Source organism: Subtercola sp. PAMC28395, from assembly GCF_018889995.1.
Lineage (GTDB): Bacteria > Actinomycetota > Actinomycetes > Actinomycetales > Microbacteriaceae > Subtercola.
Genome location: NZ_CP076547.1, coordinates 145,209 through 159,037 on the forward strand (window position 1 = coordinate 145,209; position 13,829 = coordinate 159,037).

The window sequence follows — 13,829 nt, forward strand, 5'->3', positions numbered from 1 at the left end:
TCATGGTCGAAACGACTGAAACCCGGGTCCCTGTGATGCAGGCGACCGATCTCGTGGCCGGCTACCTGCCGGGCATCAACATCCTGAACGGGTGCAATCTCGACGTCTATCCCGGCGAGCTGATCGGCATCATCGGCCCGAACGGCGCCGGCAAGTCGACCCTGCTCAAGGCACTCTTCGGTCTGGTGAACGTGCGCTCCGGCAGTGTGACGCTGAAAGGCGAGAACATCACCGGGCACAAGGCCAACAAGCTCGTGCAGGCCGGTGTGGGTTTCGTGCCCCAGAACAACAACGTCTTCCCGTCGCTGACCATCGAAGAGAACCTGCAGATGGGGCTCTTCCTCCGCCCCAAGCTGCTCAAGGAGCGTCTCGAGGCGATCTTCGACCTCTTTCCGGTGCTTGCCGACCGGCGAACGCAGCGTGCGGGTTCACTCTCGGGTGGAGAGCGACAGTCGGTTGCCATGGCTCGAGCCCTCATGATGGACCCGTCAGTGCTCCTGCTCGATGAGCCCTCCGCCGGACTCTCGCCCGTTCGACAGGATGAGACCTTCATCCGCACCCGCCGCATCAACAAGACGGGTGTCTCGATCATCATGGTCGAGCAGAACGCCCGGCGCTGCCTGCAGATCTGCGACCGCGGTTACGTGCTCGACCAGGGCCGGAACGCCTACACCGGCACCGGCCGCGAGCTCGCAGACGATCCGAAGGTCATCGAGCTCTACCTCGGTACCCTCGCAAAAGACGTGGAAGAAGAGACTTCGCACGACGCCCCCGGCGCCATCTGACACACATTCTCGGCCCAGAAGGCCCACTCCGGATGATCGGGGTGGGCCTTCTTCGTACCCTTCAGCTGTCTTACCGCACCAGCCACGTCGCACCGGTACAACAGAAGAAGCCCCCGACCGGATCACCGGGCGGGGGCTTGTTCTGTTGTGAGGCGCAAACCTCAGGCGCTACTCCCTAGTAGGAGGTCTGGCCTTCGATTGACGACTGGAACGTGTACGTGTTGTCGGCGTTGTACTTGTAGATACCGATGAACGCGCTCGAGGGCTCGTTGTGCGTGTTGAACGGGCCGATGCCGGACTTGCCTGTGTACTGAATCTCAGTACCGGCAGAGACCAGCTTGGCGCACTCGGCGTAGGAAGCACACTTCGTGCCGCCATTCGCACCGGAGACCGCAGCGAGCTGCTTGTTGAGGTCGGCAGAGACGTTCGACTTGGCCTTCAGCGCTGCCAGAGCGGTGAGGGTGGTCGCGTCGTAGGCCTCAGGAGCGTAGGAGAAGTCCTTGAGGTCGCCGTTCTCAGCCGACTTGTACCAGGCCACCAGCGAAGCCTTGAAGGCGTCGTCAGCGTTTGCACCGGGGATCGTACCCTGCGCGCCGGTCAGGGTACCCGCCTGGAAGTCCTTGCTGTAGTCAGCGGTGTTACCGTCTGACAGGTAGGTCTTCGGCATGGTCCAGCCCTGGGCGACCAGCTCGGGGATGATCGACTTGGTCTCGTCGAACGCGAGGATCACGATGGCGTCGGGCTTGGCAGCCAGGGCCGCGGTGACCTCAGCCGAGAACGTCGTCTGGCCGGGAGGGAACTCCTGGCCTGCGCCCTTGGCCCCGTATACGACGGTTCCGCCAGCGGACTCGATCGATGCCTGCGTGAAGTCGCGGAGGCCAGTGCCGTAGGAGTCGTTGAACACGAGGAACGCGATCTTCGAGTTGCCGTCACCGGTGATGAGCGAGCCGAGAGCTGAACCCTGTACCGAGTCCGGCGGTGCGGTGCGGTAGTAGAACGGACCGTAGCCACTGAGCTTGGCCGAAGTGTTCGCGGGCGAGATCTGTGTGATCTTGGCCGAGGCGAACGAGTCGACGACGTTCAGCGAGACGCTCGACGAAGCTGCACCGATGGCGACCGACGGCTTGGCCGTGATCAGCTTCTGGGCAGAGGCCGTCGAAACACTGAGGTCGGTCGAGTCTCCGGAGTCGGTCGCGAGAACGCAGGCCTGTTTGCCGTCGACTCCGCCAGCGGCGTTGATGTCGGAAACCGCGAGGCCGACGCCAGCCTGCTCCGGCGGGTTCAGGTACGCGAGGCTACCCGTGATCGGGAGGATCGTACCGACAACGAGGTTGTTGGCTGTCGTTGCGTCGCTCGCGCAGTCAGACGAAGTCGCGGCCGCTGAAGCGGTCGCTGAGGAAGTCGATGTCGTGCTGCCACCGGAGGCACAGCCGGAAAGCATGACGGCAATGATGCCTGCTCCAGCCAGAATTGTGGTCCGGAGGGCGTACTTGGATTTGATCATCCTGTGAACCCTTTCATAGTGCTCGCAAACCTCGGGCCTTCGGATGAAGACCCTTCGCGCTCATTAGGTCCCAACCTACGGTTCCTATGTTTCAAACGTGTTTTCTGTGCGTGCCATGCGAATATCGTTAGCAATTTGTAATGCGTCCCGCCGGCGCTGAGAACGGCTGTTGCGGGCCATGTCGACCGACAGAATCACGAGCGCCAGCCACACGATCACGAACCCGGCGAGCCTTTCGGGCGGCATCGGTTCCTGAAGAACGAATACACCGAGTACGAACTGGATGATCGGGGTCAGGTACTGCACGAACCCGACGACGATGAGCGGCAATCGCTTGGTGGCTGAGGCGAAGAGCAGCAGGGGCACGGCAGTGATGACGCCTGCGCCCACAAGCGCCACGGTGTGCCACGCGTTGATCTGACCGAAGGTGAGCCCCGTAGTCGCTCCGACCACGCAGAGCTGAATGACGACCAGCGGCACGAGCCACAGGGATTCGAGCGTCAAGCCGTTCACGGCGTCGATCTTGGGGCCCACGTGCTTCTTCACCAGACCATAGAACCCGAAGGAGAAAGCGAGGATGAGGGCGATCCAGGGCACGGCGCCATAGCCGACGGCCAGCACAACTACGGCGACCGCACTGAGCGCGAGTGCAGCCCACTGAAGAGGTCGAAGGGTCTCCCGCAGAACGAAGACGCCCAGAAGAATGGTTATCACTGGGTTGATGAAGTACCCAAGCGACGCCTCGACGACGTGCCCTGAGACCACGCTGAGAACGTATGTCTGCCAGTTGACGTAGATCAGGGCGCCGGCCAGACCCATCATGAGGATCAGGCGCGGCTGCCGGAAGACCCGGAGAAACGCGGGCCAGCGCCGAACAACGGTGATGATGAGGGAGCAGAACACCAGCGAGAAGATGACGCGCCAGGCGACGATCTCGAAGGCTCCTGTCGGCGCCAGAAGAAGGAAGTAGAGAGGTAGCCCACCCCAGATCAGGTACGCGCCCAGCGCATAGAAGAACCCGACGCGCACCCGACGGGCTACTGCCGTCGCTCCGTCATGTGCACCACGTGAAGAAGGCCCGGGTTCACCGAACCCGAGCCTTCTTGAAGATCTCACTATCGAACGATAACAGCCAGTACGTCGCGAGCGGAGAGCACGAGGTACTCTTCACCGTTGTACTTGACCTCGGTTCCGCCGTACTTGGAGTACAGGACCTTGTCATCGACGGAGATGTCGAGGGGAACGCGGTTACCGTTGTCGTCGATGCGACCGGGGCCGACGGCGACGACGACGCCTTCCTGAGGCTTCTCTTTGGCCGTGTCAGGAATGACGAGACCAGATGCGGTCGTCGTTTCTGCTTCGACCTGCTTGATAACGATGCGATCCTCGAGCGGCTTGATGGAGACCGACACTGTTGACCTCTTCTTTCTTCGGTTCAAAAGTCATTGTTTTGGCACACTCACACTGAGAGTGCTAACTGAAGTTTAGAGGTGAATCTAGCACTCGGTCAACCCGAGTGCCAGCCGCGCGCGGTGTTCGCGAAGCCGATGCAGCGAAGCTTCGCGCCTAAACTGAGCTGATGCACAGGTCCGAGCTCGAACAGCTGTTGACGCCGGAGGGCCTGCGCTTGCTCGACTCGTTGCCTCCCTACACGAACGGCGGCGACATCGTGCGCTCCGTGGCCGATCTGCGTAAGAGCGGATACCCGGCATCACTGGTCGGCACCGTCATGACGCAGGCCAGACTTCGCGCCAGGGCGCAGTCGAAGTTCGGCGAATTCGCCACCCGGATGCTGTTCACCGACGCCGGCCTCGAACAGGCGACCAGGCTCAGCGTCGCTGCGGTCCACGCAGGGCGCTTCCGATCAGCGGGGATCACCCGCGTCGCCGACCTGGGGTGCGGAATCGGGGCAGATGCCCTCGCCCTCGCGGCGCTCGACATCTCTGTGACGGCAGTCGAACGCGACGAGGTCACGGCTGCCCTCGCCGCCTACAACCTCGCACCGTTCCCCTCAGCCACGGTCGAGAACGGCGAGGCAGAGTCGTTCGACCTCACACGCGTCGACGGGGTCTATCTCGACCCGGCGAGGCGCTCTTCGGGACACACCAATACGACACGGATGATCGACCCGGCCGATTTCAGCCCCACCCTCGATTTCGTGTTCGATGTCGCGCGTCGCGTGCCCACAGGAGTGAAGCTCGGTCCGGGAATCGACCGGGGGTTGATTCCCGGCGACTGTGAAGCGCAGTGGATCTCGGTCGACGGGCAGGTCGTGGAGATGGGCCTCTGGTTCGGACCCCTCGCCCGCCCGGGCATCCGGCGGGCAGCACTGGTGATGCGTGGAGACGCACGCCACGAGTTGACCGGGCCAGGGGACAGCGAAGATGTCGAGCCCGGTGAGCTGGGAGCGTATCTCTACGAACCCGACGGCAGTGTCATTCGCGCACGCCTCATCGGCGACCTCGCCCGCGCCCTCGACACGCGACTGGTCTCGGCCCAGATCGCGTACCTCACCGGAGACACACTGGTCGAATCGCCGTTCGCGCAGGTGTTCCGGGCGCGCGAGGTCTTCGCGTTCAACGTGCCGACGCTGAAGCGCGAGCTGAGAAGTCGCAACATCGGTTCGCTCGAGATCAAGAAACGAGGCGTGGATGTCGACCCCGCGACGCTTCGCACGAAGCTCGCGCTCAAGGGCACGGAGTCTGCCACCCTGTTCGTGACGCGCGCCGGCGGCAAGCATGTCGCGATCCTCGCCGACCGGGTGACCCCCACCGCCTGAGTCAGGCTGTGGGGGTCCTGGGTCAGAACGACGCGGGCCAGAAGGGCACAGCTGCTCTGCCTACGACGGTTCAGTACGAGTACGAGGTATTGATATTCGAGACGATCGCGATGATGAAGACCAGGATCAGAATCACTGACAAAGCGATGCCAGCAAACCCGGTGATCAGTGCGGTGAGCCAGAATCCACGGGCAGCAGGTTCTTTCTTACGGCCCAGGAACCCGAGCACAACGGCGCCGACGGAGAAGAGGAAGCCGCCGATTCCCAGGCTCACGAATGAGATGAGGATTCCGAGAATTCCGGCGACCATTCCGATGATGCTGAGCACCGGTGACTTCGCCACAGGGGCACCGTACCCTGCTACGGGCGCAGGGTATCCCGGAGCGGCAGGTGGCGCGGGGGGTGTTGCGGCGTACGCCTGTGGCGGCGACGCGTAAGCCGGGGGCGGAGTTGCTGGAGCCGAGTAGCTCGGTGCCGGGTACGCAGGCGCAGCGGGAGCTGTGTAGCTGGGCGCGGGAGGTGCGACCGGCGGAGCCGGAGGAACCGGCGGAGCAGTGGGTGGCACGTTCGGCGCAGGAGGGGGTGGCGGGGTGTCGGATGCCCCGGGCCCTGCCGGCTGGCCCGGAATACCGTTGCCTGTGGGTGTGCTCGGATCGGTCATGGTGACATCCCTTCCCTGTTCCAGTCTCGGTTGAGACGCCGCATTCCAGCAGGCCATGTTCATCGGCCCTGCCTGCAGTGCGGGTCTGCTTGTGCCACAGCCTACCGAGGCAGACCTGCCGAGCGGCACCCCCGCGGCAAAGAAATTGACGTGTGACCGGGGGTGCGTCAGTAGGTCGAGGCGCTGAGGCTCGCGAGTGCCGCCACATACACGATGATCAGAATGACTCCGAGAACCAGCTCGATGAAGCCGATCACAATGGCCGCGATCGCGAGTCCGCGGCCGGCCTCTCCGGTCTTCTTGACCTGGTTCAGCCCCACGAAGCCGAGAATGATGCCGACGACCGTGAACCCGATGATCGAGAGCACGAGGGCGACGATGGAGATGACATTCGTCTTCGCTGCCACGGGTGCGGGGCCGGCGGTGTAGGGGGCTGGGGTGGTCATGGTCTGCTCCTTCGACTACGGACCCGGGCGATCGTCGCGGCACGGGTGCGGTGGTTGGCCGACAGCATTGTCGCGGCGGCGTTGACAATAGTGACAGATTGTCTGAAGAAATGTCAATTGATGACGCGAATGACTGTCAGATGACGTGGATGTCGGTCACAGGCAACGTGGAATCCGCACCGAAATCGAGAGTGGAGGGGGGCAGTCCCCGCATGATCACCTGGGCACCGAGTGCAGCGATCATCGCCCCGTTGTCGGTGCAGAGATCGAACGGAGGAATGCGCAGCGTCACTCCGGCGCTCTCGGCCCTCACGGCGGCCAGCTCACGGATGCGCGCGTTGGCCACGACTCCACCTCCCAGCAGCAACCGGGGAACGCCGAGATCGGCGCATGCCGCGAGCGCCTTGGTCAGCAGCACGTCGGCAACGGCCTCGCGAAAGCTGGCAGCCACATCGGCGATGGGCACTTCCTCCCCGCGATCCTGACGGGCCTCGACCCACCGCGCGACGGCCGTCTTGAGCCCGCTGAACGAGAAGTCGTACCGATGCAGAGCCATGTCTTTGGGCAGGCTCAGCCCACGAGGAAAACGGATCGCCTTGGGATTGCCGCCCACAGCGACGCGATCGATGTGCGGGCCTCCGGGGTAGGGAAGCCCGAGCACCCTCGCGACCTTGTCGAAGGCCTCCCCCGCTGCGTCGTCGATGGTTTCTCCCAGCAGCTCCACGTCGTCGACGAGGTCGCGCACATAGAGCAGCGAGGTGTGGCCACCCGACACCAGCAGGGCGATCGTGGGGTACTCGAGCGGCGCACTGTCGGGAGTCACAAGATCGACGCCGACATGGCCGACCAGGTGATTCACTGCATACAGCGGTTTTCCCGTTGCGACAGCCAGGCCCTTTGCCGCAGCGACGCCGACAATGAGTGCGCCTGAGAGCCCTGGCCCGTTCGTCACAGCGATTGCGTCGATGTCGTGGATGCCCAGGCCTGCCTGCTCGAGGGCGAGCAGGATGGTCGGGGTCAGAGCTTCGAGGTGCGCACGCGCCGCGATCTCGGGCACGACTCCCCCGTACCGTGCATGCTCATCCATCGACGAGGCGATCGCGTTGGCCAGCAGCGTGGTGCCCCTCACGATCCCGACGCCGGTCTCGTCGCACGAGGTCTCGATGCCGAGCACGACAGGCTCTGCCGGCATCGGCCTGGTCGCTTCGAGCAGGTCATCCATGCCGATGGGCCGGGTGGCGGGGTCAGTCATGACGTCCTGCTTCCGCTCTGTGCCGTGTTGTGCGCAAGATCCAGGCGCATCACGATCGCGTCGACATTGTCGGGTTGGTAGTACCCCCGTCGTGTGCCGATCGGCGCGAAGCCCAGGGTGTTGTAGAGGTGCTGGGCGCCGGGATTGTCTGCCCGGACCTCGAGGAATACCCGGCGCGCACCGCGGCGTTCGGCTTCAACGAGGAGTGCCAGCATGAGTTGGCGGCCGAGGCCGTGCCGCCGGGCATCCGGTGCCACGGCGATCGTCTGGATGTCGGCGTCGGGCGCTCCCTGCGGGCTCAGCAGCCCGGCGTACCCGCGGAGCTCGCTGGAGCCCTCACTCGTGGCGACGAGGTAGTAACAGTGCGGCTGGGCGACGTCGGCCAGCATCATCGCGGGTGACCACGCGTCGGAACCGAAGGTGCTGGTCTCGAGCAGCATGATGTCGGCGACATCGGCAGGGCCGGCCCGGTGCAGTGTGAAGCTCATTGGCTGACCCGCTTCACGCTGGTCGAGACGGTCACATCCGGAGAACGGAGGTACAGCGCCTGGCCGGTGGCGAACTCGTCTCCCGACTCGAGGATTCCGAGCGCGACTGTGCCGAGCGCCCCGGCCGAGACCTGGGTCGCGTCGACCCGCGCTGCCGCGTTGTACGCAAGCGAATCGGGCTTCGCCAGGCCCGGGCCGTCGAGCCTCCGCGCTGCCCCGGCAATTCGTGCCCCGCCGCTTTCTCCAGAAGCTCCTGGGCTGGCACTGTCTGCAACAGCTTCAGCCGCGCCAAGGTCGTACAGCGACCAGTACACCTCCCTGCGTCGCGCATCGGTCACCACGAGGAGTTCACCGTGCTCGCCCGCCGCACGGCGTTCGAAAGCGACGGCGTCATGGCTGACGACGGGCAGTACGTCGATGCCCGCGCCGATCGCGAAGGCGTGCGCGGCGGCGATGCCCACCCGAAGCCCGGTGAACGGCCCCGGCCCCATCCCCGCGACCACGGCCGTCAGCTCTGCCGGCCGGACTCCCGCTTCGGTGAGGGCCTGCTCGATGAGCCGCCCGATGACCTCGGCGTGCTTCATCGTGTCGAGTCCGTTGGCTTCGCTCAGGATGCCCCGCTCGCCACTCACGACAGCCACACTCGTCGCTGCAGAGGTGTCGATCGCCAGAACGATCACGTCGGATTTCGTCGTGGCAGTCATCCATCGGCCCGTCTGCGCCGGTGAAGTGTCACGACACGGGGTTCGACCGGCGCCTCGCCGGTCTCGTCAGCGTCTGCCCCACCGCCGTCTGTCGAGCCCGCGCGGCCCATCGGCCGCTCGATAACGAGTTCGAGGTAGTCGCCGACGATACGGTCGATGAGACCGGAACCCCATTCGACGACGACGATCGAACCGCCGAAATCGATATCGAGGTCGTCGAGTTCTGCTGCGTTTCCGAGCCGGTAGGCGTCGACGTGAACCAGAGGCACGCCGGTGGTGAGGTTGGGGTGCGTCCGGGCGAGTACAAACGTCGGGCTCGTGACAGAGCCCCGCACACCCAGGCCCTCGCCGAGCCCCCGGGTGAAGGTCGTCTTGCCGGCACCGAGCTCGCCCGTCAGAACGAGCACATCGCCCGCGCCGAGACGTGAGGCGAATCCGAATCCGAAATCGTGCATGGCCTCCGGGTCGGCGATCACCCAGCGGTCCGGGTCTGCAGCGCTCCCATCGGTGGCGCTCGCTTCGGCGGCATCTTCACCCGCATCAGCGTCGTCGGTCAGGTAGACACGAGGCACCCGGGGGCCCACCCGCGCGACGATCTCGTCGCCGATCGTGTGCGCGAATCCGGCCCAGTCCTCCGCCGTCGGAACCCCGGTGCCCGGCTCCTGTTCGACCGCAGTCCGGCCTTCGCCGAAGACGATCACCTCGTCGCCGACGGCCACAACGTCGTCACCGACGTCGATGACGAACTGGTCCATAGCGATACGACCCGCAATGGGGTACCGCCTTCCCTTCAGCCAGACCTGGCCCCGCCCGTTCGCCGCACGCGGAACGCCGTCGGCGTAGCCCAGGGGCACAAGTGCGAGCGTCGTCGGCCGAGTGGTGCGGTAGTCGAATCCGTACGAGACCCCGTGCCCGGCGCCGACCCGTTTGAGAGAGGCAACCGGTGCTGCGAGCGTCATCACCGGGCGAAGCCCCAGCTCCAGGGCCGTCTCATCGTCGAACGGCGAGATTCCGTAGGCCGCGATGCCGAAGCGCACAAAACTGAGCCTGGCCCCCGGCATCCGGATTCCGGCCGAACTGGCCGCCAGATGCAGGGCTTCGAATCTCGCACCCAGCCCCTCTGCGACATCCACCGCCTGCCGGAAGTGGGCGTACGCTTCTTCGTCATCGGCCGGCGACGCGTCTGCGAGGTGCGACCAGGCGGCATGAAGGCGCACGACACCGGCAGCGTCGGCGGCCATCGCGGCCTGCACGAGACCCGGCCACTGTTCGACACTGGCGCCGTTGCGATGAAGCCCCGTGTCGATCTTGAGATGAACCCGAGGGGCGTTCGCCTGGGCTGCGGCAGCGATGGCCTCGAGCTGCCACACTGCGGAGAGGCCGAGATCGATGTCGGCCGCGGCAGCGGCCCCGAAATCAGCGTCGGGTGCGTGCATCCACGCGAAGATCGGGGCCGTGATTCCTGCCGCCCGCAGCACCAACGCCGCCGGGATGTCGAGCACGGCAAGCGAGGTCGCGCCCGCCTCCAGGGCAGCGAAGGCGAGCGGAACCATGCCGTGCCCATAGGCGTCTGCCTTTACCGCGAGCATCGTTTCGGCCGGCGCAGCGAGCTGATTGAGCAGACGCACATTGTGCCGGAACGCATCGACGTTGATGCGGGCGACCCGTTCTGGCGCCGCTCCCAGGCGAGCAGACCCCAACGAGAGGTCATCCAGCGAGCCACTGACCGTCGACTCGCGGCCCGTTGGCAGACTGCCGGCGTGCGCTGAATCACGCACCTCGCTCACCGCGTGTACCGTCTCTCGATGCGGCCGCCCACGCGGGTGACGATCTCGTAGTTGATGGTCTCAGCGCTCTCTGCCCAGTGTTCGGCTGCCGGCACACCTGTCGCGGGGTCGCCGAACAGCACAACGCTGTCACCCACCTCGACCTGTGCATCGTGCACATCGACCACGAACTGGTCCATTGCGATGCGGCCAGACACGGTGTACGTCGCCCCATTGATCCACACGGGCGCCCGGTTCGAGCCCAACCGAGGAATACCGTCGGCATAGCCGAGTGCGACCAGCGCCAGCGTCGACGCTCCCTCGGTGCGATAGGTGTAACCGTACGAAACTCCGCTGTCGGCCTCGACTCGCTTCACTGCGATGACCCGGCCCTCCAGTCGCATCGCCGGCCGGAGGCCCAGCGCAGCGGAGTCCTCATCGTCGAACGGTGAGAGGCCGTACATTCCGATTCCCAGGCGCACGAGCGAAAGACGCATCTCTGGCAATCGCAGGGCTGCCGCCGTCGACGCCAGATGGATGATCGTGGGAGCCAGGCCCGCATCCCGAGCTTGCGCGACGGCACTCTCGAGCATCGCCAACTGGGCACGATCTTCCTCGTCGTTCGCATTCGACAGGTGACTGAACATGCCGACCACAGTGATCAGTTCCTGTGACTCGAGCTCAGCCGCCCGCTCGAAGAGCCCGGCCCAGTCCGACGACTCCGCACCGTTGCGCCCGAGGCCGGTGTCGATCTTGAGGTGAACCCTTGCCGTCGCCGGTGTCTGTGCGTCACCCCGCGCTTCCGGGGCTGCTCCGCCGGGCATCCTGAGGCCCTCAGTGGCGCGGGCAACGGCGTCGAGCTGCGCACGGGAACTGATGCCGAGGTCGATCGACTGGCGAACAGCGTCGGTGAAATCGGGTTCGGTCGCATGCAGCCACGCGAGAATCGGCGCGGTGATCCCGGTCGCGCGAAGCTCGAGTGCTTCGTCGACATCGGCGACACCGAGCCAGGTGGCACCACCCTCGAGTGCGGCGCGAGCCACTTCGACTGCGCCGTGGCCGTATCCATTGGCTTTGACGACGGCCATGACTTCGGAGTCGCCCACCAGCCGGTCCACGGTTCGAACGTTGTGGCTGATCGCTGCGAGGTCGATCGTCGCCAGCCGGAGCGGGGTGTTCGTCACTGGGTTCTCTCCGGGCCCTCGGCGACGACGAACGCGCAGGCTGAATCGCCGTCGTGACTGAGAGAGAGGTGGAGGGCCGCGACGCCGTCTGATGCGACGCGGGCAGCCGAAGTACCCTCGAGCGAGAACGAGGGGCGACCGTGTTCGTCTGTCACGATTTCGATGTCGTGCCAGCGAAAGCCTGTCGGGCCTCCGACCGCCTTCACGAGTGCTTCCTTCGCAGCGAACCGGGCCGCGAGCGACCGCACCGCGAGTCCGCGTTCGCTGGGAGCGAACAACCGCTCGATGAGCGCCGGCGTTCGCTCCAGCGACCGACGGAACCGGGGCACGTCGACGATGTCCACACCCACGCCCACGATCATTCGACCGGGCCAATCACTCGACCGGGACCGCTCATTCGACCGTGACGGACTTGGCCAGGTTGCGCGGCTGGTCGACATCAAGCCCCTTGGCCGTGGCGAGCTCCATGGCGAAGATCTGCAAGGGAACCACAGCAAGCAGCGGCTCGAACAGCGCGCCGGCAAGAGGAATGGGGATCACTTCGTCGGCGAACGGCAACACAGCGGCGTCACCCTGCTCGGCGACGGCCAGGATTCGGGCACCACGAGCCCTGATCTCCTGGATGTTCGACACGACTTTGGCGTGCAGCGAATTCGGGTCCCTCGGGCTAGGTACGACCACGAAGACCGGCTGCCCCGGTTCGATCAGGGCAATCGGGCCGTGCTTCAACTCGCCCGCTGCGAAGCCTTCAGCGTGGATGTATGCGAGTTCCTTGAGCTTGAGAGCGCCCTCGAGCGCCACCGGGTAGCCGACGTGCCTGCCGAGGAAGAGAACGGCCCTCGTGTCAGACATCCACCCGGCGAGTTCGCTGATCCGCGGTGCCGTGAGAAGCACCTTTTCGAGCTTCTCCGGGATGGCCTGGAGCTCGTCGAGCGCGCCCGCGATCTCGGCCGCTGGAAGGGTGCCCCGAACACTGGCGAGGTGCAGACCGAAGAGATACAGGGCGGCGATCTGGGCGACGAATGCCTTCGTCGAAGCTACGGCGACCTCGGGCCCGGCATGGGTGTAGATCACAGCATCTGATTCCCTGGCGATCGTTGCGCCCTGGGTGTTGCAGATCGAGAGAGTCCGTGCGCCCGCGTCGATCGCGTACTTCACGGCCATCAGCGTGTCCATCGTTTCACCGGACTGGCTGATCGAGATGACCAGGGTGTTCGGCGTCAGCACCGGGTCTTCGTAACGGAACTCGTGCGAGAGCTGCACTTCGACCGGAATGCGCGCCCACTTCTCGAGCGCGTACTTGCCGAGCATCCCGGCATAACTGGCCGTGCCGCACGCGATGATGACGATGCGGTCGATGGCTTCGAGATGTTCTGCCAGCACGCCGAGGTCAGGGAGCACGACCTTCTTGTCGACGACACGACCCAGCAGGGTCTTCAGGACCGCCTCGGGTTGTTCGCTGATCTCCTTGGCCATGAAGCTCGACCAGCCACCCTTCTCGGCGGCCGACGCGTCCCACGAGACCTGGAATTCCGAAACCGGCACCTCGGTGCCGAAGAAGTCGGTGACGACGACCGAGTCGGGAGTGATGGTGACGATCTGGTCCTGGCCGATGGCAACGGCACGCTGGGTGTGTTCGACGAAGGCCGCGACGTCGGAGCCGAGGAAGTTCTCGCCCTCGCCCAACCCGATCACCAACGGAGAGTTGCGGCGGGCACCGACGACCACGCCGGGTTCACCCTTGTGCAGGGCAAGAAGCGTGAAAGCACCCTCGAGGCGCACCACGACACGCCCGAGCGCAGCTGCGAGGCCGTCGCCTTTGTCGTATTCGCGCCCGAGAAGCTTGGCTGCGACCTCGGTGTCGGTCTCGCTCTCGAAGGTGAATCCTTCAGCAAGCAGTTCGGCCTTCAGCTCGGCGAAGTTCTCGATGATGCCATTGTGGATGAGTGCCAGCGTGCCGTCCTGGCTCAGGTGCGGGTGCGCGTTCACGTCGGTGGGCCCGCCGTGCGTAGCCCAGCGGGTGTGCCCGATGCCCGTCGATCCGTTCTGCAGCGGATTGGCTGCAAGATCGTCGACCAGCACCGCGAGCTTGCCGGCACGCTTTCGCGTCACCAGATCACCGTCTTCGGTGATGATCGCCACGCCTGCGGAGTCATAGCCCCGATATTCCAGACGCCGAAGGCCGCCGAGGAGAACCTCCAGGCTTTGGGGTCGTCCGACATAGCCCACGATTCCACACATGAATTCGATTTTACAGGTG

The 13,829-nt window shown here is 65.1% G+C and carries 14 protein-coding genes; 2 read left to right on the forward strand and 12 right to left on the reverse strand.

Annotation, left to right across the window (positions count from 1 at the left end; genetic code table 11):
* Nucleotides 1-2: 2 nt before the first annotated feature.
* On the forward strand, nt 3-785 hold the full coding sequence (locus tag KPL76_RS00690; protein ID WP_216334465.1) for an ABC transporter ATP-binding protein: 783 nt from the start codon (nt 3-5) through the stop codon (nt 783-785).
* A gap of 175 nt (nt 786-960) precedes the next feature.
* Here the strand turns inward: KPL76_RS00690 and KPL76_RS00695 are convergent, their stop codons facing one another.
* From KPL76_RS00695 to groES, 3 genes are all read right to left on the reverse strand, one after another.
* Complete coding sequence (locus KPL76_RS00695; RefSeq protein WP_216334466.1) at nt 961-2,289, reverse strand: ABC transporter substrate-binding protein; 1,329 nt, start codon at nt 2,287-2,289, stop codon at nt 961-963.
* Nucleotides 2,290-2,373: 84 nt separating this feature from the next.
* On the reverse strand, nt 2,374-3,318 hold the full coding sequence (rarD, locus tag KPL76_RS00700; protein WP_216335835.1) for an EamA family transporter RarD: 945 nt from the start codon (nt 3,316-3,318) through the stop codon (nt 2,374-2,376).
* Between the two features lie 86 nt (nt 3,319-3,404).
* Entirely contained in the window at nt 3,405-3,701 is a 297-nt protein-coding gene (gene groES / locus KPL76_RS00705; protein ID WP_205107345.1) for a co-chaperone GroES, read from the reverse strand.
* Between the two features lie 167 nt (nt 3,702-3,868).
* Between groES and KPL76_RS00710 the strand changes: the two genes are divergently transcribed.
* A complete protein-coding gene (locus tag KPL76_RS00710) occupies nt 3,869-5,068 on the forward strand; it encodes a class I SAM-dependent methyltransferase (protein WP_216334467.1) in 1,200 nt (399 codons plus the stop codon).
* 70 nt (nt 5,069-5,138) lie between these two features.
* On the opposite strand, the gene KPL76_RS00715 is transcribed toward KPL76_RS00710, so the two are convergent.
* From KPL76_RS00715 to glmS, 9 genes are all read right to left on the reverse strand, one after another.
* A complete protein-coding gene (locus KPL76_RS00715; protein WP_216334468.1) occupies nt 5,139-5,729 on the reverse strand; it encodes a hypothetical protein in 591 nt (196 codons plus the stop codon).
* A 167-nt stretch (nt 5,730-5,896) separates the two neighbouring features.
* On the reverse strand, nt 5,897-6,175 hold the full coding sequence (locus KPL76_RS00720) for a DUF4190 domain-containing protein (protein WP_216334469.1): 279 nt from the start codon (nt 6,173-6,175) through the stop codon (nt 5,897-5,899).
* 136 nt (nt 6,176-6,311) lie between these two features.
* A complete protein-coding gene (gene tsaD / locus KPL76_RS00725; protein WP_371733970.1) occupies nt 6,312-7,367 on the reverse strand; it encodes a tRNA (adenosine(37)-N6)-threonylcarbamoyltransferase complex transferase subunit TsaD in 1,056 nt (351 codons plus the stop codon).
* A 56-nt stretch (nt 7,368-7,423) separates the two neighbouring features.
* Nucleotides 7,424-7,915 carry a ribosomal protein S18-alanine N-acetyltransferase gene (gene rimI / locus KPL76_RS00730; RefSeq protein ID WP_216334470.1) on the reverse strand — a complete coding sequence of 164 codons (492 nt, stop codon included), beginning with the start codon at nt 7,913-7,915 and terminating at the stop codon, nt 7,424-7,426.
* Nucleotides 7,912-8,619, reverse strand: coding sequence for a tRNA (adenosine(37)-N6)-threonylcarbamoyltransferase complex dimerization subunit type 1 TsaB (gene tsaB, locus KPL76_RS00735; protein ID WP_371733914.1), 708 nt, complete (start codon nt 8,617-8,619; stop codon nt 7,912-7,914). The genes rimI and tsaB overlap by 4 nt, the downstream gene beginning before the upstream one ends.
* Entirely contained in the window at nt 8,616-10,406 is a 1,791-nt protein-coding gene (gene alr / locus KPL76_RS00740) for an alanine racemase (protein WP_253202089.1), read from the reverse strand. The genes tsaB and alr (KPL76_RS00740) overlap by 4 nt, the downstream gene beginning before the upstream one ends.
* The gene (gene alr, locus KPL76_RS00745) at nt 10,403-11,569 is read right to left on the reverse strand and encodes an alanine racemase (RefSeq protein WP_216334471.1); all 1,167 of its coding nucleotides are present in this window, start codon (nt 11,567-11,569) and stop codon (nt 10,403-10,405) included. The genes alr (KPL76_RS00740) and alr (KPL76_RS00745) overlap by 4 nt, the downstream gene beginning before the upstream one ends.
* A complete protein-coding gene (locus tag KPL76_RS00750) occupies nt 11,566-11,931 on the reverse strand; it encodes a holo-ACP synthase (protein WP_216334472.1) in 366 nt (121 codons plus the stop codon). Before KPL76_RS00750 ends, alr (KPL76_RS00745) begins: the two co-directional genes overlap by 4 nt.
* 31 nt (nt 11,932-11,962) lie before the next feature.
* Entirely contained in the window at nt 11,963-13,810 is a 1,848-nt protein-coding gene (gene glmS, locus KPL76_RS00755) for a glutamine--fructose-6-phosphate transaminase (isomerizing) (RefSeq protein WP_216334473.1), read from the reverse strand.
* Nucleotides 13,811-13,829 lie beyond the last annotated feature (19 nt).

Bases quoted from the DNA above. Each gene is read 5' to 3' on its own strand.
- KPL76_RS00690 (WP_216334465.1), top strand. From the start codon at position 3: ATGGTCGAAACGACTGAAACCCGGGTCCCTGTGATGCAGGCGACCGAT.
- KPL76_RS00695 (WP_216334466.1), bottom strand. From the start codon at position 2,289: ATGATCAAATCCAAGTACGCCCTCCGGACCACAATTCTGGCTGGAGCA.
- KPL76_RS00710 (WP_216334467.1), top strand. From the start codon at position 3,869: ATGCACAGGTCCGAGCTCGAACAGCTGTTGACGCCGGAGGGCCTGCGC.
- KPL76_RS00715 (WP_216334468.1), bottom strand. From the start codon at position 5,729: ATGACCGATCCGAGCACACCCACAGGCAACGGTATTCCGGGCCAGCCG.
- KPL76_RS00720 (WP_216334469.1), bottom strand. From the start codon at position 6,175: ATGACCACCCCAGCCCCCTACACCGCCGGCCCCGCACCCGTGGCAGCG.
- tsaD (WP_371733970.1), bottom strand. From the start codon at position 7,367: ATGCCGGCAGAGCCTGTCGTGCTCGGCATCGAGACCTCGTGCGACGAG.
- rimI (WP_216334470.1), bottom strand. From the start codon at position 7,915: ATGAGCTTCACACTGCACCGGGCCGGCCCTGCCGATGTCGCCGACATC.
- tsaB (WP_371733914.1), bottom strand. From the start codon at position 8,619: ATGACTGCCACGACGAAATCCGACGTGATCGTTCTGGCGATCGACACC.
- KPL76_RS00750 (WP_216334472.1), bottom strand. From the start codon at position 11,931: ATGATCGTGGGCGTGGGTGTGGACATCGTCGACGTGCCCCGGTTCCGT.
- glmS (WP_216334473.1), bottom strand. From the start codon at position 13,810: ATGTGTGGAATCGTGGGCTATGTCGGACGACCCCAAAGCCTGGAGGTT.